Annotated in this window: 25 protein-coding genes; 9 read left to right on the forward strand and 16 right to left on the reverse strand. The window is 72.0% G+C overall.

Annotated features, from left to right (window positions below; all coding sequences use genetic code 11):
- Nucleotides 1-210 precede the first annotated feature (210 nt).
- From glp to Q9R20_RS06810, 3 genes are read left to right on the forward strand one after another with little or no spacing between them, the layout of a single operon-like run.
- Nucleotides 211-1,410: a gephyrin-like molybdotransferase Glp gene (gene glp, locus Q9R20_RS06800; protein ID WP_311248620.1), complete on the forward strand. Its 1,200-nt coding sequence runs from the start codon at nucleotides 211-213 to the stop codon at nucleotides 1,408-1,410.
- On the forward strand, nucleotides 1,404-2,234 hold the full coding sequence (locus Q9R20_RS06805) for an NTP transferase domain-containing protein (RefSeq protein ID WP_311248621.1): 831 nt from the start codon (nucleotides 1,404-1,406) through the stop codon (nucleotides 2,232-2,234). Before glp ends, Q9R20_RS06805 begins: the two co-directional genes overlap by 7 nt.
- A 7-nt stretch (nucleotides 2,235-2,241) precedes the next feature.
- A complete protein-coding gene (locus Q9R20_RS06810) occupies nucleotides 2,242-2,658 on the forward strand; it encodes a DUF1232 domain-containing protein (protein ID WP_311248622.1) in 417 nt (138 codons plus the stop codon).
- 155 nt (nucleotides 2,659-2,813) lie between these two features.
- Here the strand turns inward: Q9R20_RS06810 and Q9R20_RS06815 are convergent, their stop codons facing one another.
- From Q9R20_RS06815 to Q9R20_RS06825, 3 genes are read right to left on the reverse strand one after another with little or no spacing between them, the layout of a single operon-like run.
- Nucleotides 2,814-3,209 carry a PIN domain-containing protein gene (locus Q9R20_RS06815; RefSeq protein ID WP_311248623.1) on the reverse strand — a complete coding sequence of 132 codons (396 nt, stop codon included), beginning with the start codon at nucleotides 3,207-3,209 and terminating at the stop codon, nucleotides 2,814-2,816.
- On the reverse strand, nucleotides 3,206-3,457 hold the full coding sequence (locus tag Q9R20_RS06820; RefSeq protein ID WP_311248624.1) for a type II toxin-antitoxin system prevent-host-death family antitoxin: 252 nt from the start codon (nucleotides 3,455-3,457) through the stop codon (nucleotides 3,206-3,208). Before Q9R20_RS06820 ends, Q9R20_RS06815 begins: the two co-directional genes overlap by 4 nt.
- A 37-nt stretch (nucleotides 3,458-3,494) precedes the next feature.
- Nucleotides 3,495-4,676 carry a citrate/2-methylcitrate synthase gene (locus Q9R20_RS06825; protein WP_311248625.1) on the reverse strand — a complete coding sequence of 394 codons (1,182 nt, stop codon included), beginning with the start codon at nucleotides 4,674-4,676 and terminating at the stop codon, nucleotides 3,495-3,497.
- A 52-nt stretch (nucleotides 4,677-4,728) separates the two neighbouring features.
- Between Q9R20_RS06825 and Q9R20_RS06830 the strand changes: the two genes are divergently transcribed.
- Nucleotides 4,729-5,811: a citrate/2-methylcitrate synthase gene (locus Q9R20_RS06830; protein WP_311248626.1), complete on the forward strand. Its 1,083-nt coding sequence runs from the start codon at nucleotides 4,729-4,731 to the stop codon at nucleotides 5,809-5,811.
- A 58-nt stretch (nucleotides 5,812-5,869) separates the two neighbouring features.
- Here Q9R20_RS06830 and Q9R20_RS06835 read toward each other — a convergent pair whose 3' ends face one another.
- Nucleotides 5,870-6,085 (reverse strand): hypothetical protein, encoded by a 216-nt coding sequence (locus Q9R20_RS06835; RefSeq protein WP_311248627.1) that lies wholly within the window; start codon nucleotides 6,083-6,085, stop codon nucleotides 5,870-5,872.
- A 118-nt stretch (nucleotides 6,086-6,203) separates the two neighbouring features.
- A complete protein-coding gene (locus tag Q9R20_RS06840; protein WP_311248628.1) occupies nucleotides 6,204-6,575 on the reverse strand; it encodes a hypothetical protein in 372 nt (123 codons plus the stop codon).
- Between the two features lie 90 nt (nucleotides 6,576-6,665).
- Here Q9R20_RS06840 and Q9R20_RS06845 point away from each other — a divergent pair, with 90 nt between their 5' ends.
- Nucleotides 6,666-7,412 carry a DUF429 domain-containing protein gene (locus tag Q9R20_RS06845; protein WP_311248629.1) on the forward strand — a complete coding sequence of 249 codons (747 nt, stop codon included), beginning with the start codon at nucleotides 6,666-6,668 and terminating at the stop codon, nucleotides 7,410-7,412.
- Nucleotides 7,413-7,425: 13 nt separating this feature from the next.
- Here Q9R20_RS06845 and Q9R20_RS06850 read toward each other — a convergent pair whose 3' ends face one another.
- On the reverse strand, nucleotides 7,426-7,581 hold the full coding sequence (locus tag Q9R20_RS06850; protein WP_311248630.1) for an alternative tryptophan synthase beta-subunit: 156 nt from the start codon (nucleotides 7,579-7,581) through the stop codon (nucleotides 7,426-7,428).
- A gap of 415 nt (nucleotides 7,582-7,996) precedes the next feature.
- Between Q9R20_RS06850 and Q9R20_RS06855 the strand changes: the two genes are divergently transcribed.
- Complete coding sequence (locus Q9R20_RS06855) at nucleotides 7,997-8,371, forward strand: metalloregulator ArsR/SmtB family transcription factor (protein ID WP_311248631.1); 375 nt, start codon at nucleotides 7,997-7,999, stop codon at nucleotides 8,369-8,371.
- 18 nt (nucleotides 8,372-8,389) lie between these two features.
- On the forward strand, nucleotides 8,390-9,367 hold the full coding sequence (locus Q9R20_RS06860) for an SRPBCC family protein (RefSeq protein WP_311248632.1): 978 nt from the start codon (nucleotides 8,390-8,392) through the stop codon (nucleotides 9,365-9,367).
- A 268-nt stretch (nucleotides 9,368-9,635) separates the two neighbouring features.
- On the opposite strand, the gene Q9R20_RS06865 is transcribed toward Q9R20_RS06860, so the two are convergent.
- The 3 genes from Q9R20_RS06865 to Q9R20_RS06875 all read right to left on the reverse strand — a co-directional run bounded on the left by Q9R20_RS06865 (nucleotide 9,636) and on the right by Q9R20_RS06875 (nucleotide 12,135).
- The gene (locus Q9R20_RS06865) at nucleotides 9,636-10,070 is read right to left on the reverse strand and encodes a hypothetical protein (protein WP_311248633.1); all 435 of its coding nucleotides are present in this window, start codon (nucleotides 10,068-10,070) and stop codon (nucleotides 9,636-9,638) included.
- Nucleotides 10,071-10,354: 284 nt separating this feature from the next.
- Nucleotides 10,355-10,810: a Fe-S cluster assembly sulfur transfer protein SufU gene (gene sufU / locus Q9R20_RS06870; RefSeq protein ID WP_311248634.1), complete on the reverse strand. Its 456-nt coding sequence runs from the start codon at nucleotides 10,808-10,810 to the stop codon at nucleotides 10,355-10,357.
- A complete protein-coding gene (locus Q9R20_RS06875) occupies nucleotides 10,807-12,135 on the reverse strand; it encodes a SufS family cysteine desulfurase (RefSeq protein WP_311248635.1) in 1,329 nt (442 codons plus the stop codon). The genes sufU and Q9R20_RS06875 overlap by 4 nt, the downstream gene beginning before the upstream one ends.
- A gap of 126 nt (nucleotides 12,136-12,261) precedes the next feature.
- Here Q9R20_RS06875 and Q9R20_RS06880 point away from each other — a divergent pair, with 126 nt between their 5' ends.
- A complete protein-coding gene (locus Q9R20_RS06880) occupies nucleotides 12,262-12,738 on the forward strand; it encodes a hypothetical protein (RefSeq protein WP_311248636.1) in 477 nt (158 codons plus the stop codon).
- Between the two features lie 509 nt (nucleotides 12,739-13,247).
- On the opposite strand, the gene Q9R20_RS06885 is transcribed toward Q9R20_RS06880, so the two are convergent.
- The 7 genes from Q9R20_RS06885 to Q9R20_RS06915 form a co-directional block, all read right to left on the reverse strand.
- Nucleotides 13,248-13,919: a response regulator gene (locus tag Q9R20_RS06885; RefSeq protein WP_311248637.1), complete on the reverse strand. Its 672-nt coding sequence runs from the start codon at nucleotides 13,917-13,919 to the stop codon at nucleotides 13,248-13,250.
- Entirely contained in the window at nucleotides 13,916-16,438 is a 2,523-nt protein-coding gene (locus Q9R20_RS06890; protein ID WP_311248638.1) for a DUF4118 domain-containing protein, read from the reverse strand. Before Q9R20_RS06890 ends, Q9R20_RS06885 begins: the two co-directional genes overlap by 4 nt.
- Nucleotides 16,439-16,698: 260 nt before the next feature.
- Complete coding sequence (gene kdpC / locus Q9R20_RS06895; RefSeq protein ID WP_311248639.1) at nucleotides 16,699-17,283, reverse strand: potassium-transporting ATPase subunit KdpC; 585 nt, start codon at nucleotides 17,281-17,283, stop codon at nucleotides 16,699-16,701.
- Between the two features lie 11 nt (nucleotides 17,284-17,294).
- Nucleotides 17,295-19,559: a potassium-transporting ATPase subunit KdpB gene (gene kdpB / locus Q9R20_RS06900; RefSeq protein WP_311248640.1), complete on the reverse strand. Its 2,265-nt coding sequence runs from the start codon at nucleotides 19,557-19,559 to the stop codon at nucleotides 17,295-17,297.
- Entirely contained in the window at nucleotides 19,559-21,244 is a 1,686-nt protein-coding gene (kdpA, locus tag Q9R20_RS06905; protein WP_311248641.1) for a potassium-transporting ATPase subunit KdpA, read from the reverse strand. The genes kdpB and kdpA overlap by 1 nt, the downstream gene beginning before the upstream one ends.
- A gap of 3 nt (nucleotides 21,245-21,247) precedes the next feature.
- Nucleotides 21,248-21,337: a K(+)-transporting ATPase subunit F gene (kdpF, locus tag Q9R20_RS06910; protein ID WP_074696280.1), complete on the reverse strand. Its 90-nt coding sequence runs from the start codon at nucleotides 21,335-21,337 to the stop codon at nucleotides 21,248-21,250.
- A complete protein-coding gene (locus tag Q9R20_RS06915; protein ID WP_295835375.1) occupies nucleotides 21,334-21,474 on the reverse strand; it encodes a hypothetical protein in 141 nt (46 codons plus the stop codon). The genes kdpF and Q9R20_RS06915 overlap by 4 nt, the downstream gene beginning before the upstream one ends.
- A gap of 269 nt (nucleotides 21,475-21,743) precedes the next feature.
- On the opposite strand from Q9R20_RS06915, the gene arfB reads away from it, so the two are divergent.
- Complete coding sequence (arfB, locus tag Q9R20_RS06920; protein WP_311248642.1) at nucleotides 21,744-22,181, forward strand: alternative ribosome rescue aminoacyl-tRNA hydrolase ArfB; 438 nt, start codon at nucleotides 21,744-21,746, stop codon at nucleotides 22,179-22,181.
- Nucleotides 22,182-22,185 lie beyond the last annotated feature (4 nt).

The raw sequence follows: 22,185 nt of genomic DNA on the forward strand, positions 1-22,185 counted from the left end.
AGGGGGCGGCGCGGTGCGGGAGGGGGCGGCGGTGCGGGAGGGGGCTGCCGCGGTGCGGTGCGGGAGGGGTCGGGCGGTACGGGAGCGGAGGTGAATCGGGGAGGGGAGGATGCCGTGCCGGGTTCCGGTCCTCCGCAGGACGCTTCTCCTCCCGTGCAGCCGGTGCCCCGCGCGACGTGGCCGGGCCGGACCCGCGCCTACGCTGAGATCATGTCCGACTCCCGCGCGATCGACGTCGCCGAGCACCTCGCCGCGATCCTCGAGCGGGTCGTTCCGATCGACGCCGAGCAGCGCGACGTCGCCGCGGCGCGCGGCCGCGTGCTGCGGCATCCGGTCTTCGCCGCCGTCGACGTGCCGGGTTTCGACAGCTCCGCGATGGACGGCTTCGCGGTGCGCGACCTCGCCGCACCGGCGACGCTGCGCGTGGTCGCCGATCTGCCCGCGGGCACCGAGCTGGATCCCCGAATGGATGCCGGCGACGCCGCCCGCATCATGACGGGGGCGCCCGTGCCGGCCGACGCGACCGCGGTCGTCCCGTTCGAGGACACCGAGAGCGGGCTCGCCGGGGGGCTCGACCCGGTCGTGGTGCTCGCCGCACCGCGCCCCGGTGCCCACATCCGCCGTCGCGGTTCGGACGTCGAACGCGGCGCCCTCGTGGCGGAAGAGGGTGTACGTCTGACCGCCGCCCGGCTCGGTGCGATCGCCGCTGCCGGTGTGGGGAGCGTCTCCGTCTCGCGCGCACCGCGCGTCGCGGTCGTGTCGACGGGCTCGGAGCTGCAGCCCGCGGGAGCCGACCTCCGCCGCGGGCAGATCCCCGAGTCGAACAGCGTGCTCCTCGCCGGTCTCGCGGAGGAAGCGGGCGCCGAGGTCGTCCTGCGGACGAGTGTCGGCGACGACGGAGACGGACCCCGGCAGGCGATCGTCGCCGCCGAAGCCGCCGGTGCCGACGTCGTGGTGTTCTCGGGCGGAGTCAGTGCGGGCGCGTACGAGGTCGTGAAGAACACCCTCGGCGACTTCATGCGTTTCGACCGCGTACGCATGCAGCCCGGAAAGCCGCAGGGGTTCGGGCGGACTCCGGCGGGCACGCTGCTGTTCGGCCTGCCCGGCAATCCCGTGAGCGCCGCGGTGTCGTTCGAGCTGTTCGTGCGCCCCGCCCTCCGCGTCCTCGAGGCCGACGCCGAGCCGGGACGTGAGACGCTGCGCGTCGCGCTCGCCGACGGCCGCCGTGCCCGACCCGGGCGCGTGCAGTACGTGCCGGTACGCCTCGATCGCACCGATCCCGCCCGGTGGACGGCCGCGCCGACCGCGCACGGGACCCGGGGGCTCGGTGACGCCGACGGACTCGCGATCATCCCGCCGAGCGACCGCGACCTCGAGGCGGGCGAGCTCGTCACGGTCGCCCGATGGTGAGCGTCGACGCGATCCTCCTCGCCGGAGGTCGAGCGTCCCGGGTCGGCGGCGCGGCGAAGCCGCTGTTCGAGGTGGGCGGCCGCACCCTGTTGCACGCGGGAGTCGACGCGGTGCGCTCCGCCGGTGCCCGACGGATCGTGGTCGTCGGCCCCGTCCTGGACGCCGACCTCGACGTCAGGTGGGTGCGGGAGGATCCGCCCTTCGGGGGCCCCGTCGCCGCGATCGTCGCCGCCCTCGATCACGTGGATGCCGACGAGGTGCTCGTCCTCGCCTGCGATCTGCCCACGGCCGGTCCGGCGGTGGCGCTCCTGCCCCCGCACCTTCCCGAGGGCACGGACGGGGCGTGCCTCGACGACGGCCGACGTCAGTGGCTCATCGGGCGGTACCGCACGGCGGCGCTGCGGGCAGCGGCATCCGGTCTTCCCGAGAGGGGGCGCGATGCGTCGATGCGCGCGCTGCTGGGCGGGATGACCGTGGCCGCGGTGTCGGCGGATGCCGCGCTGACGCGCGATATCGACACGTGGGACGATCTCACGAGAGCTCGAGGAGGAATCATGACCGAATCCCGCACCTTGCCGCCGGAGGCGTTGAACGAGTGGAGCGCCGCCCTGGCGCAGCGCTTCGGCCTGGCCGAGGGGGACATCCCCATCTCGCTCATCCTCGACCTGGCGCGCGACGTCGCGAACGGCGTCGCTCGTCCGGCCGCGCCGCTCAGCGCGTTCGTCGCGGGACTCGCCGCCGGTCGCGCCGGCGGGTCGCCCGCCGACACCGAGGCCGCGGTCGCCGCCGTCGTCGAGATGGCCCGCGGGTGGGAGCAGCGCTGAGCAGGTCATGCCCGATTGGCTGATCGTCGTGGCCGGCGTTGCCGGGGGCCTCGTGCTGATCTGGGTGGTGCTGATCGCGGTGCTCTGGTGGCAGCAACGACGCGCGGGAAACGACGTCGATTGGCGCTCGGTGCTGCGGCTCGCGCCCGACGTCGTCCGCCTGGTGCGCCGCCTGGCGGCCGACCCGGCCGTGCCGAGGTCGACCCGGTGGTGGCTCGTCGGCCTGCTGGCGTACCTTCTGTCGCCGATCGACCTCGTGCCCGACTTCCTCCCCGTCATCGGTTACGCCGACGACGCGATCGTGGTCGCGATAGCCCTGCGCTTCGCTATCCGTCATGCCGGGATGCCGGCCATCGAGCGCCACTGGCCGGGAACGCCGGAGGGGTTGGGGAGTGTGCTGGCCCTGGTCGGCGCTCGGCGCTGACACGCTACTCGAACACCCCCGACAGGACGACCGTGCGCGTCTGCGGGTCGACGGCCACCGTCGCGCGGTAGCTGCCGGACGAGAACAGATCATCGAAGGTCGGGCCGCCCTCGAAAGGGCCGCTCGGCAGCAGAGGGCTTTGCCCGGGCCTGCGGTCAATCTCGATCGATCGGACACACCACGAATTCTGGCGCGATCGCGGCGAAGCGGGAGTCGTTCGTCCACAGCGCGGTGCATCCGGCCCCTCGAGCCGCCGCGAGGTGAAGAGAGTCCGCCAGCTTCAGCCCGCGGTGGCGAGCGCGCAGCGACGATGCCCGGACGAAGTCGTCGGGCGAGATCGCGACGAGATCGAAGGCACTCGCCGCGGATTCTATGCGGGCGACGAGTGCCGCGTCGCCGCGGCGGAAGGGCATGACGAGGAGTTCGTGGATGACGAGCGGGCTGATGGCGAGCGGCGCATGCGCAGTAGACAGCGCAGTCCGGGCGTCGGCTCCGGTCGGCCCCTCATCTTCAAGGGCGTAGACGAGCAGGCAGGTATCGACATAGATCACTCGCCGTACTCGCGCAGCTCCCGTAGCTCGGCCTCGATCTCGTAGGCGGGGCGGACAGTCCCGGCATCGAGCGGATTCTCTTCGAGCCATCGGCCGAATGCGTTGAGCGGAGGGTTCGGCGCGTCCTGGATGGGCACGATGCGGGCGACGGGAACCCCGCGGCGGGCGATCGTCACTTCGACACCGGATTCGACGTCGGCGATGAGCTTCGACAGGTTGTTCCGCGCCTCCAGGACGTTGTACATCATGGCGCCATCCTAGCCAGGTACCTAGCCAGGATGAAGGTCAGTCCCCCACGTACTCCCCGCGCGGGCGCAGCCGCATCGGCGGTTCGGCGTACTCCGCCGCGATGTGCGCGATCCACCCGGCGACGCGGCCGAGCACGAAGACGGTGCTCGCGGCGTCCTCGGGGAGGCGGGCAGCCGACACCAGCCCCGCGAGCGCGAGATCGACGTTGGGTCGCAGCCCCGTGCGGTCGGCGACGACCGTGGACAGTCGGTGCACGGCATCCATCGTCCGTTCCCCGTCGGGCAGGGCGGCGAGCAGGGGGAACAGCGCGTCGGCGCGGTCGTCGATCCCGACGTAGAGGGGGTGACCGAAGCCCGGGATGCCGGTGCCCTCCTGCAGCGAGTCGGTGAGCGCCCGTTCGGGCTCCTGTCCGCGGCGCACCCGCAGGAGCAAGCGCGCGGTGCGGGTCGCGGCCGAGATGTGCAGGGGGGAGTCGGCCGCCCCGAGCGCGGCGCTCACCGCGGCGTAGCCGTCGGCGCGTGCGGAGGCGGCCACGCGCGCGGCGAAGGTCGAGACCGCCAGGTCGTGGTCCATGAGCAGGACGAGGGCCGCGTTGACGGCATGGACGGTCGCGACGTCGGCGGGTCCTCCCCACCTGCCGACGAGGGAGCGGGCGAGGTCGGCGTCGGCGTGGCCGCCGAGCGCGACAGGGAGGCCCGTGAGCAGCGTCCAACCGATCCGGTGCACGCTCGCCGTCGAGGCCTCGTAACGGATCGGATCGTCGGCGGCGAAGCCGGCCACCGCCGCACGCAGCCGGTCCATCGCCCCGGCGCTCAGGGGGAGCGCCTCGACCATCGCCCGTGCGCTGCCGATCGCGGGCGCGGGGGCATCGACGCGCGCAGCGCCCCACAGCCACGCCACCACGTCGGCGAACGGGCGGTCGATCAGGTCGCGAGCGCGGCGGCCCCGGTAGAGCAGCTCGTCGTCCTCGATGTCGGCGATGTCGGTGCGCACGACCCCGAGGGGCATGCCGGTCGTCGGATGCGACGGCGTGCGAACGGCGGCGCGGCGGCGCCCCGCCGCGAACGCCTCGACCTCGAGAGCGTCGAACGTCGATCCGCGGGCATCCCGTTCGCGCCGGAGGAGCCCGCGTGAGACGTAGGCGTAGACGGTCTCGGCTTTGACGCCGAGGCGGGCGGCCACCTGGGCGGCGGACAGACGGGGGAGGGGCGCGCTCATCTTGATCCGATCAACGTTGACGCTCGAATCGTCATGTTCGCACACTGAGCGCATGAGCGACCTGATCGATGTACCGCGCGGCCTGAACGGCGTTGTCGCGGCCGAGACGACCATCAGCGACGTCGACGGCGACGCCGGCGTTTACCACTACCGCGGCCACTCGGCGGTGGAGCTCGCGCGCTCGCGGTCGTTCGAGGACGTCTGGCATCTGCTGGTGGTGGGGGAGCTCCCGGATGCCGCGACCCGGGCCGCCTTCGCCGCTCGTGTCCGCGCAGCCCAGGGCGAACCGGCGTGGTCCGAGCTGATCGCCGCGGTGGCGGCGCGCACCGGCCAGCCGCTCGCGGCCCTGAGCGCCGTGTGGACCCTGGGGGCGTCCGCCCGCTCCTCTTCGCCGTTATACGACCTGGATCCGACCGCGCGGCTCGACGACGCGATCGCCTTCGCCGCCGTCGCCCCGCTCGCCCTGGCGCCGGGGGTCCCGACGGGTCGGGGCGTCGTGGCCGACTATCTCGAGCGCGTGACCGGAGCCTCCCCCGAGGACGCTCACGTGCGGGCGTTGTCGGCGTATCTCGTGGCGGCGATGGACCACGGCTTCAACGCCTCGACGTTCACGGCCCGGGTCATCGCATCGACGGGAGCCGACATGGCATCCTGTCTCACCGGTGCGCTGGGAGCGCTGACCGGTCCCCTGCACGGGGGAGCACCCGCCCGCGCCCTCGACGGCCTCGATCGCGCGGGCGACGATCCCGCCCCCTGGATCGCGGCGGAGCTCGCCGCCGGACGCCGCCTCATGGGCTTCGGACACGCGGTGTACCGCACCGCCGATCCGCGCTCCGAGCTGCTGCGGGAGGTCGCCCGCGGCCTCGGCGGCGACCGCGTGACCCAGGCGCTGGCGTTCCAGGAGGAGGCCGAGCGTCAGCTCGCTGAGCGGCGACCCGAGCGGCCGCTGCACGCCAACGTCGAGTTCTACGCCGCCGTGGTGATGGAGCAGTGCGGCATCCCGCGGGCGATGTTCACCCCCACCTTCGCCCTCGCCCGCACGATCGGTTGGACCGCGCACGTGCTGGAGCAGGCCCGCGACCCGAAGATCATCCGGCCGTCGGCGCGGTACGTGGGGCCGGGATACCGGGGGTGAAGCGATTGTCGGCAGAGACGGGCGAGAGCTCGACCGCGGCTCTCGCCCCCCGTCCGCGTCAATCCTCGACGACGGACCCGTCCGAGGTGCTGATGATGAATTCGCCGACCACCGTGGTCCCGTCCTGGGCATACACGGCAACGATCCGCTCCTGGTTCGCCAATCGAGATGCGGCGAGCTCCTCGTGCGGGTTCGCCGCCATATCGGCATCCAAGTCCTGTTTCAGCGCGTAGCCCTCGACCCCGAGCCTGTGCCCCGGCTGCTCGAAACCCATAATTGATCTGCGGACTTCTGTGACTTCCGGCGCTCATGAAGGCGGGGCCGACGCGTATGAGATCCCACTCGTCTCGGGTCCCCGGGGCGGCCGCCGGCAACGAGGTTCGAAGCCCCGCTCAGCCCAACAGCTCCAGCCCGCTGAAGAAGCCGATCGAGATCGACAGCAGACCCGCGGCCACACCGGCGATGAACCCCGCCGCGGCGAGCTCGCGGGCCATGCGGGCGTTGAGACTCAGGATGCCGCACACGAACGACACCAGAGCCAGCACCCACATGCCGATCTGGATGTAGGGCAGCCGGTCGAGCTCGGAGATGGCGCTGGCCGTCGCGACGAACAGGTACCACGCGATGACGATCACGCCGGTGACGATCGCGATGATGGAGACCGCGCGCAGGTCGCCCTTCGGCGTCGGGGGCGCGGGCGGCTCGTCGCGCGGCGGCACGTCGATCGCCGGTTCCAGCGAATCGGGGAGATCGTCGTCAGCCATGCTCCGATCCTCCCAGGTCGGGGCGCAGATCGCAGGGAGTTGCCCCGGAGCCGCGACCGCGCCCACGCGCTGCGGCCTAGGCTCCTTCCGATGAGAACCATCGGAGTCGACCTCGCCGCCGGTGCGCCCGGCACCGCGCTCGCCGAGATCGTCTGGGCCGACCGCGGGGCGCGCCTGACGCGGCTCGACGTGGGTGTCCAGGATGCCGACATCGTGGCATCCGTCACCACCGGCGACGCGTGGCTCGGCGTCGACTGTCCGCTCGGCTGGCCCGACGCGTTCGTCGACTTCGTGGGGGCTCACCATGCGGAGCGCGAGCCCGCGCTCGGACCCGTCGAGGGGCACGCCGAGTGGCGGCGGTCGCTCGTCTACCGCGTCACCGACCGCGTCGTGAGGGAGCGGATCGGGCGCTGGCCGCTGAGCGTGTCGACCGACCGCCTCGGGGTGACCGCGTTGCGCGGTGCGGGCCTGCTCCGACGTCTCGCCGCCGCGGGGTTCCCCATCGATCGCGCAGCGACGGAGCGATTGTTCGAGGTGTACCCCGGCGGATCATTGCGGCTCTGGGGATTCGACACCACCGGGTATCGCGTGGATGCCACCCGCCGGGCGCTCCTGCTCGACGACCTCCGCTCTCGGGTGCCGTGGCTCGACCTCGGTGACTTCTCCGCCCGCGCCATCGCGAAAGCCGACGCCTTCGACGCGGTGATCGCGGCGCTGTCGACGCGGGCCGGGGCGCTCGGGCGGTTCGAGCGTCCGGGGGCCGACACGATCGAGGTTGCGCGCCGGGAGGGATGGGTTGTCCTCCCGGAGGGGTCGGTGGAAGGCCTCGCGGCGTAGATCGCGCGGCGACCTAGGCGCGGATGGAGATCTCGCGGGTGTCGAAGAGCCCGCGTCGCGCGCGCACCATCGTGAACCCCTCGCGACGCAGCTCCGCCGCGGCATCCGAGGTCAGTCTTCGGCGGGGGACCTTCCGCCAGCCGCCGTCGAGTCGGTAAGCGTGGGTCACAGTGCGTTCGCTGGCCATGCTGATGCTGTTCCTCCGGTGACGCGGGCGAGTCGAGGGGAATCCGGGGGGGCGACCGGCGAAGCGGCCCCTGCCCGGGTGCCCCTTCGCACGAGCAGGATATTGCGGATCGGCTGCGCGCGCGACCTCCGAGGGGGCCTCGGCTCGCGACTCACCCGGGAGCTCGCAGCGCGGGCTCCGGCTGGCCGCTTACCGCAGGCATGGCATAGCGTAGATGGGTGGTTCGGGCGGTCGGCGGTTCCGTGGACGGCTTGCCTGCTTTCGAGCGGCGCCGCCTCGCCCCCGGATCGCAGCCGACGGCGACCTCCGCAAGGGGAGGTCGCCGTCGGTCTTCTCGACGGATCGCCTGGGCGGGAGCTCTTGCCCTCGACGCCCCATCGCGCTAACGTGCAACCAAATGGTTGAACAATTGGATGCCGCCGACATCGACCGGGTCTTCCATGCCTTGGCCGACGCGACCCGTCGCGACATCGTGCGGCGCACGCTCGTCGCGGAGCAGTCGGTGACGCAGCTGGCCGCGGCGTACGCCATGTCGTTCGCCGCCGTGTCGAAGCACATCGCCGTGCTCGCGGAAGCCCGGCTCATCACCAAGCGCGCGGAGGGGAGGGTGCGACTCGTGTCCGCCGACCCCGCCGCCCTGGCGAAGGTGCAGGAGCTGCTCCGCACGTACGAAGACCTCTGGCGCGGTCGCATCGACCGGCTCGACGCGATCCTGCTCGAGGACGCCGGGGTGCCGGCATCCGACCCGCCCTCCGGACCCACCGAGAACTGAACCGACGAAGGAGTCGTCATGCCCGTCACATCCGTCGAGAGCGACGTCGAAGCGCTCACCATGACCCTGGTCGCCGACTTCCCCGTCGGGCCGGAACGCCTGTGGGCCGTGTTCACCGACCCGCGCCAGCTCGAACGCTTCTGGGGCCCTCCGGGCTGGCCGGCGACGTTCGACGTCTTCGACTTCCGGGTCGGGGGCCGCGCGACCTACTTCATGACCTCACCGCAGGGCGAACGAGCGGGCGGGACGTGGGAGTTCACCGCCATCGACGAGCCGTATGGCTTCGAGGCGATCGACTCCTTCGGCGACGAGCACGGCGCTCCCATCGAGGGGATGCCGTCGATGCGCATGGTATTCACGTTCGAGGCCACGCCGCAGGGCTCACGGCTCGTCAACGTCAGTCACTTCGCCTCGGCCGACGCGCTCGAACAGGTCGTGGCCATGGGCGCGGTCGAGGGATCGACCCTCGCAATGAACCAGCTCGACGCCGTGCTGCAGGGTCTGCGGGAGTTCGCGCAGGGCAAGGGCACGCAGCTCGAGATCCTCGACGACCAGCACGTGCGCATCACGCGACTCATCGACGGCCCGCGCGAGCTCGTGTGGCGCGCGCACGTCGACCCCGAGCTCATGCGGCAGTGGATGCTCGGCCCCGACGGCTGGCGCATGAGCGTCAGCGAGGTCGACGTCTCGGTCGGCGGCGAGTACCGCATCGCCTGGGAGCCCGAGGCGGGCACGGAGGGCGAGGGATTCGGATTCGACGGGCGCACGGTGCTCATCGACGAGCCCCGGCGCATCGTTCAGACCGAGCACATGACCGGCACCGACTACCCCTCGACGATCAACGACCTTTCGCTCTACGAGGAGGACGGCGCGACCCTGGTCACCCTGCTCATCGAGTACCCGGATGCCGCGACCCGCGACGCCGTGCTCGCGACCGGCATGGTCGACGGGATGGAGCAGAGCTTCCAGCGGATGGAGCGCGTGGTCCTGGGGTGAGGGGCTCGGGATGGCATGGCCCGGAGTCGCGGCATCCCGCTCATCGGATTCGGAGGTGCGCAACGGGTTCGGATGCCGTGGCTCGGTGGGTCCGATTCTGTTGCGTTCGTCCGAGATCGCGCTGGCGGGAGGCCGGCTCCGGGGTCGCGGCATCCCGCTCATCGGATTCGGAGGTGCGCAACGGGTTCGGATGCCGTGGCTCGGTCGGTCCGATTCTGTTGCGTTCATCCGAAAATGCGCTGCCGACCTGCGCGCCGCGCGGCCGGGCTCACGCGGCAGGGGCCGCCCGGCGCACCTGCTCGCGGATGTGCGCCTCGACCTCGGGCGTCACCTCGAGCACCGCGAACGACACCGGCCACATAGGCCCGTCGTCGAGCTGCGCCGTCTCGTCGAAGCTGACGGTGCCGTAGCGCGTCTTGAACTTCGACGCCGGCTGGTAGAAGACGACGACCTTGCCGTCTTTCGCGTAAGCCGGGAAGCCGTAATAGGTCTTCGGGGTGAGGTGCGGTGCCTCCTCGAGCACGATCACGTGCACCCGCTCGGCGATCGCGCGGTCGCTGCCCTCGAGCTTCTCGATCGCCTCGAGGCACGCCTCGTTCTCCTTCTGCAGCTTCGCCAGGCCCTTCAGACCCTTCATCGCCTGCAGCTCCTCGGCGCGCTGCTTCATCGCCGCACGTTCTTCGTCGCTGAATCCAGTGGCCATGGCATCCGTCCTTTCGTCTGTGTGGACGCAGGATATCGCTGCGCCGGGGCTCGGTCCGTGTTCCGTGGAGCGTGAGGCGTCTCGGGTCGAGTGTCCAAAACACCCGGACGATTCTTCGCGGCGTCCGGGTGTTCTGGACACTCGAACTTGGGGCACCGGAAGGGCGCAAGACGGCGGGTGCGCGGGTGCGCGGGTGCGCGGGCGCGCGGGCCGGCGGGCGTCGGGGAGCCGTGCAGGCGCGGGGCGGCGGGCGCGAGCGCGGGGCGGAGGCGTCGGCGCGAGACTCACGCCTGGCGCAGGCCCTCCTCGAGCGCGACCCACGCGAGCATCGCGCACTTCACGCGCGCGGTGAACTTCGAGACGCCCGAGAGGGCGGAGGCGTCGGCGAACGTCTCCTCGTCGAGGGGGATGGTGCCGCGCGAGCGCAGCGACTCACGGAACGACGCGATCAGCGCTTCGGCGTCGGCACGCGGCATCCCCTCGTCTCCGCCGTCCTCCTGGAGCAGGGAGACGAGCATGGATGCCGAGGCCTGCGAGATCGAGCAGCCGGCGCCCTCCCACGTGACCGAGGTGATGCGGTCGCCGTCAACCGAGACGCGCAGCGTGATCTCGTCGCCGCAGATGGGGTTGCGCTGATGAACGGTCGCGCTGTGTGCGCCGGGCTCGGCGAGGCCGAAGCCGCGCCGGTTCTTCGCGTGGTCGAGGATCAGCTCCTGGTACAGCGACTCGAGACCGCTCACGCGCCCGCCCCCGTCGTCGCCGCACCGCTCGGAGACGCTGCGCCGCTGCGAGCCGTCGCGCCGCTGGGAGTCGCCGCGCCGCTGGGGGCCGCGACGCCGAAGAAGCCGCGCACGCCCGAGACGGCGTCGAGGAAGGTGTCGATATCGGCCTCCGTAGTGTGGATCGCCGCGCTCGCGCGGACCGACGCGGTCATGCCGAAGCGGCGGTGCAGCGGCTGCGCGCAGTGATGGCCCACGCGCACGGCGACCCCGCGTGAGTCGAGGAACTGGCCCACGTCGTGCGCGTGGACCCCCTCGACCTCGAACGCCTGCAGGGCGACGCGCTCAGCGGCATCCGTGTCTCCGAGCAGGCGGATGCCGTCGATCGAGCGGAGCCCCTCGCGCAGACGCTTCTCGAGGGCGGCCTCGTGGGCGTGCGCGGCGTCGAGGTCGTGCTCGCCGAGCCAGCGGACCGCGGCGGCCAGGGCGACGGCCTGCGACACCGGTTGCGTGCCGGCCTCGAAGCGCTGCGGGGCCGGGAGGTATTCGGCCTTCTCGAGCGTGACGGTCGTGATCATCGACCCGCCCGTGGTGAACGGCGGGAGGGAGTCGAGCACCTCGTCGCGGCCCCAGAGCGCCCCGATGCCGTACGGTCCGTAGATCTTGTGCCCCGAGAACACGGCGAGATCGACCCCGGATGCCGGCAGGTCGAGGCGCAGGTGCGGTGCGGACTGGCACGCGTCGAGCACCGTCAGCGCGCCGACGCCGCGCGCCAGGGTGACGAGCTTCGCGACGGGGTTCACGATGCCGAGCACGTTCGACACGTGTGGGAAGGCGACGACCCTGGTGCGCTCGCCGATGATCTCGGCGGCGGCGTGCAGGTCGAGCATGCCGTCGTCGAGCACGGGGATGTGGCGCAGGCGCGCCCCCGTGCGGGCGGCGAGCTCCTGCCACGGGATGAGGTTCGCGTGGTGCTCCGCCTCGGTTACGACGATCTCATCGCCCTCGCGCAGGCGCCCGGCATAACCGAGCGAGCCGGCGACGAGGTTGAGACCGGCGGTGGCGCCGCTCGTCCACACGAGCTGCTCGGGCTGAGCGCCCACGAACCCGGCGACGGTGACGCGCGCATCTTCGAACAGCTCGGTGGCTTCGGCGGCGAGGGTGTGGGCGCCGCGGTGCACCGCCGAGTTCGCGGTCTCGAGGAAGTCGCGCTCGGCGTCGAGGACGGCACGCGGCTTCTGGCTGGTCGCGCCGGAGTCGAGGTAGACGAGCGGGTTGCCGTCGACCTCGGTCTCGAGGATCGGGAAGTCGGCGCGCACGGCGGCGACGTCGAAGGGGAGGCTCACCCCTCCAGGCTACGCGGCGCCGCTGCGGGGCGGCCTCGCGAGCGAACAGTGAGGAAGCGACCCGGCTCCGTTCGTGAACCGTGAGGGCCGCGGCCGTCCCGGGCCCGGGAGCGTAGACCGGATGCCATGACCCTCACGGCCCTCCTCCCCACTCTCCGCTCCAGCATCCCGGCGCCTTTCGACGCGGCGGCCTGGCCGGCCGGTTCCGCGCCCACCCTCGACGACGTCACCGTGCGGGCGATGTCGGTCGGCCGCTTCGCCGACATCTGCGGCACGCCCTGCGTCTGCACGGGGCCGGCGGTGATCCCGGCGTCGGGCGGGGTGGCATCCACGACCCTGTCGACCACCGTGGTGGTGGCCACGGTGACGGATGCCGGACCCGACACGCTGCGCCTCGACGCCTGCGTCGCGGGGCTCGCGGCCGTCTGGCGCGAGGCGCGGCTCATCGGCCGGGTGTCTCACGCCTACGACGAGCCCTTCGCCGTCGTCGACGCGCACGGCGAGGAACCGTGCGGCACGGTCGTGCTGCCCGGCGACGTGCGCGTCGGGGATCGCATCGCGTTCCCCTGCCCTGGATGCCACACCGTCGGCGAGGTCCGCTGATGCTGCTGCACTCGATCGTGTACGCCTGCCGTTGCGCCCGGGTGCAGGCGGAGTTCGAGGCGTTGGAGGCCGGGGGCTTGGAGGCCGAGGGGACCGGGGCGGGGTCGCCGAACTCCTGAGTTCCGGGCCGCGCGCGGGGGCCTGCGGGCCGGCGGGGCGCCGCGGGGTGGACGGGCGGTGTGGTGCCGAACTCCGGAGATCCGCGGCCGATCGGGGCCGCGCGGGCGCTGTGTCGCCCAGGGGCGGCGATTCCTCCGGAGTTCGGCGAGCCGCCGGTGGGGCGGGTCGCCGTGCCGGGGCGCGGAGAAGCAGCGGGGCAGGTCGGCAGAAGTCAGGAGTTCGGCGAGCGGACGGCGGGGTGTCCCGCCCTCCGGTGATCTCGGCGTTCGAACGGAGCCCGAACCGGTCGGCGAGGCCCCGGAGCGTGAATTCTCCGGAGTCCGGCGCGCGCGGTGGCGGCGGCCCGGCTGCGGCAGCGCGTCCACCCGAGAGGGCGGCGACCTACCGGCTCACACCACCAGCCGATACCCCATCCCCTGCTCCGTGAGCAGGTGCACCGGGTTCGAGGGGTCGAGCTCGAGCTTCTTGCGCAGCTGCGACATGTAGAGCCGCAGGTATCCGCTGTCGGCGACCTGCTCGCTCGCCCAGATCTCCTTGAGCAGGGTCTGCCGCGTCACCAGCGACCCGGGGTTGCGGGCGAGGAACTCGAGCATCCGCCACTCCGTCGGGGTGAGGTGCACACGGGCACCGCCGCGCAGCACGGCCTTCGCCGAGAGGTCGACCTCGACGTCGCCGAAGCGCACCACCGCGTCGCCCGAGGCGGGGACCGACCGCCGCGCGTGCACGCGCAGGCGCGCCAGCAGCTCGTCGATCTGGAACGGCTTGGTGACGAAGTCGTCGGCGCCGGCGTCGAGGGCCTCGACCTTGTCGGCCGAGCCCGTGCGGCCCGAGACGACGATGATCGGTGCCGTCGTCCACCCGCGCAGGGCGTGGATCACCTGTACGCCGTCGAGGTGCGGCATCCCGAGATCCAGCAGCACGATGTCGGGGTGCGCCTGAGCGGCGAGGGTGATCGCCGCGGCGCCGTCGGCCGCCGCCACGACGTCGTAGCCGTGCGCGGCGAGCGTGATCCGCAGGGCGCGGACGAGCTGCGGGTCGTCGTCGGCGATGAGTACCTTCACGGCGTCCTCCTGGAAATCCCGGATGCCATGGCATCCGCCCCCATGACGGGGAGCGCTACGACCATGGTGAGTCCGCCGCCGGGGGTGTCTTCGGGGGCGAGGGTGCCGCCCATGCCCTCGGCGAAGCCGCGCGAGAGGGCGAGACCGAGGCCGAGGCCGGCGGTGTTGTCGGTGTCGCCGAGGCGCTGGAAGGGCGAGAACATGTCCTCGCGGCGGTCGGCGGCGATGCCCGGGCCGTGGTCGATCACGCGGATCTCGGCGGTGCCGCCGAGGCGGCTCGTCGCGATGCGGACGCGCTCGCCGTCGGGCGAGTAGCGCTGGGCGTTGGCGAGAACGTTGACGAGCACGCGCTGCAGCAGCACCGGGTCGGCACTCACCATCGGCAGGTCGGGGTCGAGGGCGAGTTCGACGGCGTCGGGGCCGAGATCGAGCTCGTCGAGGGCGGAGAGCACGACGCCCGCGGCATCGGTCGCCGTGAGCGACACCGCGAGCACCCCCGCCTGCACGCGGCTCACGTCGAGCAGGTCGGTGACCAGCACCGACAGGGTCGCGAGGCTTTCGTCGGCGGTCTCGAGCAGCTCCCGACGGTCGTCGTCGGAGAGCTGGTCGCCGGCGGCGCGCAGGCCTCCGAGCGAGGCGACGGCGGCGGCGAGCGGGCGGCGAAGGTCGTGGCTGACCGCCGAGAGCAGGGCGGTGCGCACCTGGTCGGTCTCGGCGAGGGCGCCCGCCTCGGCGGCGGTCTCGGCGAGGTCGGTGCGCTCGAGGGCGGCGGCGAGCTGCGCGACGACGACGTCGAGCAGGCGGCGCTCCGAGGCGTCGAGGTCGCCGCCGTGCAGTTCGAGGGTGGCGCGTCCGTCGCCGACGGGCAGGGCCACCCGCCGGTCGTCGCGCACGGGCTCCCCGTCGGTGGCCAGCACCGCGCCGTCGGCGGCGACGAGACGCACCCCGGCGAGCCCGAACGCCTCACGGGCGCGACTGACGAGAGCGGGGACCGCGGTCTCGCCGCGCAGCACGCTCCCGGCGACGGTCGCGAGCATCTCGGCCTCAGCGGCGGCGCGCCGGGCGGCGCGGGCGCGCCGGGCGGCCTGGTCGACGACGATGCTCACGAGCATCGCGATGATCACGTACAGCACGAGGGCGATCGCGTGGACGGGATCGCTGATGGTGACGGTGTACAGCGGGGCGATGAAGAGGAAGTCGAGGGTGACTCCCGAGAGGACGGCCGCGAACACCGCGGGCCAGATACCGCCGATGAGTGCGACCACCACGACGAGCAGCTGATAGGCCAGCACGTCCGTGGTGATGGATTCGTCCGAACCGGTCGACAGCAGCAGCAGCGACACCAGGGGTCCCCCGACGAGGGCCGTGACGAAGCCGAGGATGCGTCTCTTCGCGCTCAGCGCGGGCCCCGTGAGCCGGGGCAGCGCGAACCGCCCACCGGCCCGGGCGTGGTTGACGATGTGCACGTCGATGTCGCCCGAGGCGCGGATCACGGTCGCCCCGATGCCCGGTCCGGTGAGGGCCGCGCCGAGACGCCCGCGCCGGCTCACCCCGATCACGAGCTGCGAGGCGTTGACCGACCGCGCGAAGTCGACGAGGGCGGTGGCCACGTCGTCGCCGACGACCTGGTGGTAGCTGCCGCCCAGGGTCTCGACGAGGGCACGCTGCTCGGCGAGGGCGCCGGGGGCGCTCGCGCGCAGACCGTCCTGCGTCGACACGTGCACCGCGAGCAGCTCGCCGCCGGCGGAGCGTGCCGCGATGCGCGCGCCGCGCCGCAGCAGGGTCTCCCCCTCGGGGCCGCCGGTGAGGGCCACGACGACGCGTTCGCGCGCCTGCCACGAGCCCTCGATGCCGTGCTCGGTGCGGTAGCGCTGCAGTGCGGAGTCGACCTCGTCGGCGAGCCACAGCAGTGCGAGTTCACGCAGCGCCGTGAGGTTTCCGAGGCGGAAGTAGTTCGACAGGGCGGCGTCGATGCGCTCCGCGGGGTAAACGGATCCGGCGGCCAGACGGTCGCGCAGGGACTGCGGTGCGAGGTCGACGACCTCGATCTGATCCGCCGCGCGGACCACGGCATCCGGGACCGTCTCGCGCTGCACGACACCGGTGATCTTCTCGACCACGTCGTTGAGCGATTCGATGTGCTGCACGTTCACGGTCGTGATCACGTCGATGCCCGCCTCGAGCAGCTCCTCGACGTCCATCCAGCGTTTGTCGTTGCGCGAGCCGGGGACGTTGGTGTGCGCCAACTCGTCGACCAGGGCGATCCCTGGATGCCGTTGCCGCACGGCATCCAGGTCCATTTCATCGAGCGCGACCCCGCGGTGAGCCACGGCCCGGCGCGGAACCACCTCGAGGCCCTCCGCCTGCGCCGCGGTGGCGGTGCGCCCGTGCGTCTCGACGATCGCGATGACGACGTCGCGGCCCTCGTCGCGGAGTCGGCGGCCCTCTTCGAGCATCTCGTACGTCTTGCCCACGCCGGGCGCCATGCCCAACAGCACGCGCAGCCGCCCGCGCTTCATTGCGCGCCCCCCGCACTCGTGCGGCGGGAGGTCCCTGAGCCCGTCGAAGGGACCGGTGCCGAGGGGGTTCCGGTGGCTTCGACAGGCTCAGCCACCTGGGTCGTGTGCTCAGTCACCTGGGTCGCGGGCTCAGCTACTTCCATCGCTCGCGAGGTCCCTGAGCCTGTCGAAGGGACCGGGGCCAGCGCACCCCACCGCCGCCGCGCGGGCGGCGCGGCGGCGGAGGACGCGATGACGGTCATGACAGTGATTCTCGCCTCTCAGCGGGCGTCGAGCGCGCGGTTGAGCTCCACGACGTTCACGCGCGGGTCGCCGAGGTATCCGAGATCGCGGGGGAGCGTGTGCTCGGCGACGAGGGCCGAGACCTCCGACGAGGGGATGCCGCGGACCTCCGCGACCCGCTCGACCTGGCGCTCGGCGTTCGCCACGGAGATGTCGGGGTCGAGGCCCGAGCCCGAGGAGGTGACGGCGTCGGCCGGGACCGAGCCCGAGCCGTTCAGCGACTCGAACGCGGTCCGACCCTCCTCGATCGAGGCGACGAGATCGCTGTTCTCGGGGCCCAGGTTCGATCCCGTCGAGGCCGAGGAGTCGTAGCCCGCGGCGGACGGACGCGACTGGAAGTACTGCGGGAGCGCCTGGCCGTCGGCATCCTGGAACGACTGCCCGATCAGCTCGGAGCCGGCGACGGTCCCGTCGGCGGTCTTGATCAGCGATCCGTTCGCCTGGAACGGGAGGGCGACCTGGCCGACCGCGGTGATCAGCAGCATGTAGCCGACGCCGAGGAGCAGGGTGAAGACGACCATCGCCCGGACGGCGACGGCGGTGGTACGCAGGGTGGTGCGCATGACGGGGCCTTTCAGAAACCGGGGAGCAGGCTCACGACGAGGTCGATGAGCTTGATGCCGATGAAGGGGACGAGGACGCCGCCGAGCCCGTAGACGAGCAGGTTGCGGCTGAGGATGCTCGACGCGCTCGCCGCGCGGTATTTGACCCCGCGTAGGGCGAGGGGGATGAGCACGATGATGACGATCGCGTTGAAGATGATCGCGCTGAGCACAGCGGATGCCGGAGACGACAGCTGCATGATGTTCAGCACCGCGAGGCCCGGGAACACGCCCATGAACATCGCCGGGATGATGGCGAAGTACTTCGCGATGTCGTTGGCGAGCGAGAAGGTCGTGAGCGCACCGCGCGTGATGAGCAGCTGCTTGCCGATGCGGACGATGTCGATGAGCTTGGTCGGGTCGCTGTCGAGGTCGACCATGTTGCCAGCCTCTTTCGCGGCCGAGGTGCCCGTGTTCATCGCGACGCCCACGTCGGCCTGCGCGAGCGCCGGCGCGTCGTTCGTGCCGTCGCCGGTCATGGCGACGAGGTTGCCGCCCTCCTGCTCGCGCTGGATGAGGGCGAGCTTGTCTTCGGGCGTCGCCTCGGCGAGGAAGTCGTCGACCCCCGCCTCGGCCGCGATGGCCCGGGCCGTGAGGGGGTTGTCGCCCGTGATCATCACGGTGCGGATCCCCATCGCGCGCAGCTCCTCGAACCGCTCGCGCAAGCCGTTCTTGACGACGTCCTTGAGGTGGATGACGCCGAGAACTCGTCCGGTCCCTTCGACAGGCTCAGGGACCTCGGCTGCGCGCTCAGGGACCTCGGTTGCGGAGGTGGCTCGGGCGGCGCTGGAGGTGGCTGAGCCTGTCGAAGCCACCGGGCCCGATGCCGGGGTCCACGTCGCCACGACCAGGGGCGTGCCGCCCGACTGGGAGATGGCATCCGTCTCGCCCTGCAGCTGCGCGCGAAGCGCCTCGGGAACGGGCGAACCGGATGCCGCGAGCCAGGCCACCACGGCCGACGCGGCGCCCTTGCGCACCTGCGTGCCGTCGGCGAGGTCGAGCCCCGACATGCGGGTCTGGGCCGTGAAGGGCACGGGCTCCCCGCCCCGGGGCATCTCGGCGACGATGCCCTGGGACGCTGCCAGCTCGACCACCGAGACGCCCTCGGGCGTGGGGTCGGCCTGCGACGACAGCGACGCGTACTCGGCCACGAGCGGCGCCCCGACACCGGACATCGGGACGAATGCCGACGCCCGCCGGTTGCCGTAGGTGATGGTGCCGGTCTTATCCAGCAGCAGGGTCGTGACGTCTCCCGCGGCCTCGACGGCGCGGCCCGACATCGCCAGCACGTTGCGCTGCACGAGCCGGTCCATGCCGGCGATGCCGATGGCGCTGAGGAGCGCCCCGATCGTGGTCGGGATGAGGCACACGAGCAGCGCCACGAGCACGGGGATCGAGACGGGGGATGCCGCGTACGAGGCGATCGGGTTCAGCACGAGAACCACGACGACGAACACGATCGACAGGCTCGCGAGCAGGATGTTCAGCGCGATCTCGTTGGGCGTTCGCTGGCGCGATGCTCCCTCGACGAGGGCGATCATGCGGTCGACGAAGGTCTCGCCGGGCTTCGACGTGATCTTCACGACGATCCGGTCGCTGAGCACGCGGGTACCGCCGGTGACGGCGCTGCGGTCGCCGCCCGACTCGCGCACGACCGGGGCGGACTCGCCCGTGATCGCCGACTCGTCGACGGTCGCGATGCCGTGCACGATGTCGCCGTCGCCGGGGATGAGCTCGCCCGTCTCGACGAGCACGATGTCACCGACGAGCAGGTCGCCCGAGGGGATGGCCTCGACCGCGACGTTCGAGGCGGCGGGGTCGTCGGGCGAGTACGCGACCACGCGACGGGCCGAGGTCGTCGTGCGGGTCTTGCGCAGGGTCGCTGCCTGCGCCTTGCCGCGGCCCTCGGCCACCGACTCGGCGATGTTCGCGAAGAACACCGTGAGCCACAGCCAGACGGCGATACCGGCGGTGAAGCCGACGGGTAGCGAGCCGTCGGCGCCGCCGAGGAACGGCTCCGCGATGGCGATGAGGGTGGTCAGGGCCGCCCCGACCCAGACGAGGAACATCACGGGGTTGTGCCACTGGGCGGCGGGGTTGAGCTTCTTCGCGGCACCCGGGAGGGCGGCGACGATCTGCGCGGCGCTGAAGGCGCGGCGCGGGGCACTGCTCGGGGCGCCGGACCCTTCGACAGGCTCAGGGGCCGGCTGGTGGGGAGCATGGGTGAGCGTGGACATCAGAGCGCAAGTCCTTCGGCGAGGGGTCCGAGGGTGAGGACCGGGAAGTAGGTGAGGGCCGTGACGATCACGACGACGCCGGCGAGCAGGCCCGCGAACTGCGGACGGTGCGTCGGCAGGGTTCCGGCCGTCGAGGGCACGGCATCCTGGGCCGCGAGCGACCCGGCCAGGGCCAGCACGAACACGATCGGCAGGAACCGGCCGAGCAGCATCGCCGCACCCAGCGCCGTGTTGAACCACGGGGTATTCGCGGTGAGCCCGGCGAAGGCGGAACCGTTGTTGTTCGCGGCGGAGGTGAAGGCGTAGAGCACCTCGCTCAGGCCGTGGACGCCCGGGTTGAGGATCGAGGTGCTCTCCACGTCGTCCCGGATGCCGGGAACCCCGAAGCTCAGGGCGGTTCCGGCCAGCACGAGCGTGGGCGTGACGAGGATGTACAGGCTCGCGAGCTTGATCTCCTTCGGCCCGATCTTCTTGCCGAGGTACTCGGGCGTGCGGCCGATGAGGAGCCCACCGACGAACACCGCGATCACCGCCAGGACGAGTATGCCGTACAGGCCCGAGCCGACACCGCCGGGGGCGATCTCGCCGAGCATCATGTTGAGCATCGGCATCCCGCCGCCCAGCGCCGTGTAGCTGTCGTGCATCGAGTTGACCGCACCGGTCGAGGTGAGTGTGCTCGTGGAGCCGAAGAGCGTCGAGCCGAAGACGCCGAAGCGCACCTCCTTGCCCTCCATGGCGCCGCCCGCGAGCTGCGGAGCGGTGCCGGAACCGGCCGTCTCCGCCCAGGTGAGCAGGGCGGTGGATGCCACGTAGATGATGCCCATCACACCGAGGATCGTGTAGCCCTGGCGGTCGTCGTTCACGATCCGACCGAAGGCCCGCGGGAGCGAGAACGGGATCACCAGCATGAGGAAGATCGAGAAGAGGTTCGTCCACGGGGTGGGGTTCTCGAACGGGTGGGCGGAGTTGACGTTGAAGACACCGCCGCCGTTGGTGCCGAGGAGCTTGATCGCCTCTTGCGAGGCCACCGGTCCGCCGGGGATGGACTGGGCGGCGCCGGCCACCGTCGTGGCATCCGTGAAGCCCGAGAGGTTCTGGATGACGCCGCCCGCGAGCAGGACGACCGCCGCGACGATCGAGAACGGCAGCAGCAGGCGGTAGGTGCCACGCACGAGATCGACCCAGAAGTTGCCGATCACGCCGCTGCGGCGGTACGCGAAGCCGCGCACGAGGGCGACGGCCACGGCGATGCCGACGGCGGCGCTGACGAAGTTCTGCACGGTGAGGGCCGCGAACTGCACGGTGTAGCCCAGGGTGGTCTCTCCGCCGTAGGACTGCCAGTTCGTGTTGGTGACGAACGAGACCGCGGTGTTGAACGACAGCTCCTCGCTGGGGGCGCCGAAGCCGAGCGAGAGCGGCAGCACCGCCTGCAGGCGCATGATCGCGTAGACGAACACCACCCCGACGAACGAGAACAGCAGCACCGAGCGCAGGTAGGCCTGCCACGTCTGCGCGCTGCGGGGGTCGACGCCGATCAGGCGGTAGGTGCCGCGTTCGACGGCGAGATCGCGCTCGCCGGTGTAGATGCGGGCGATGTAGTCACCGAGGGGGCGGTAGGTCAGGCCCAGGGCGACGAGAAGGGTGAGGCTGGTCAGGACGATCGACCAGATGGTTCCGCTGTCCATGGGTCAGAACTTCTCCGGTCGGACGAGCGCGACCACGAGGTATACGACGGCGGCGACCGCGAGGACCGCGGCGAGGATCGAGAAGAAGATCACGGGCGCTCGCCCCCTCGTCCGGTGGTGCGGGAGGGGGTGGGCCGGGCCTCCGGGCCCAGCTTCTCGACCCCCTTCGCGACGAGGGCGACCAGCGCGAAGAGCGCGACGGTCGCGACGAGGTAGACGGCATCCAGCACGACGACTCCAGGTTCGGGACGAGTCCGCGGCGAACCGCGGGCGCCGCGGGGCGGCACGTGTGTCGATACAACTCCGCCGGGTGCCGGCATCCGGGCGTCCTCACGTTTTCCCTACGGGTCGCCGACGGACGCATACGGGGTGCTTACGGGGTGCCGGGCTCCGGAGCGCTCGGCCTCCTTCGCGCGAAGGAGAGCCCGTTCGCGCATTGCGGCGCGTTCCGTCCGGAGCGCGGCACGCCACTGACCGCCCGCAGACGCATGATGGAGTCATGCGCGCAACCGCCGGCCCCGACGTCCGGGTCACGGCCTCGCTCGTGATCCCGGCGGCGGAGCTGTCGTGGCGGTTCTCGCGCTCCTCGGGCCCGGGCGGTCAGGGCGTGAACACCGCCGACTCCCGCGTGGAGCTGATGTGGGATGCCGCGGCCTCGACCGCTCTGTCACGGGTGCAACGCGAACGCGTGCTCGAGCGGCTGAGCGACCGTCTGGTCGACGGGGTGCTGACGATCGCGGCATCCGAGCACCGCGCGCAGCTGCGCAACCGCGACGCCGCACGGGCTCGTCTCGCCGCGCTGGTGGCCGAGGCCGTGCGCCCGCCCGCCCCGCCGCGCCGCGCGACGAAGCCGACCCGGGGGTCGACCGAGCGTCGCCTGCAGGCGAAGCAGCGGCGCACCGACGTGAAGAAGATGCGTCGACGCCCGACCGACTGAGCGC

Origin of the sequence: Microbacterium sp. PRF11, assembly GCF_031844085.1 — a bacterium.
GTDB lineage: Bacteria > Actinomycetota > Actinomycetes > Actinomycetales > Microbacteriaceae > Microbacterium.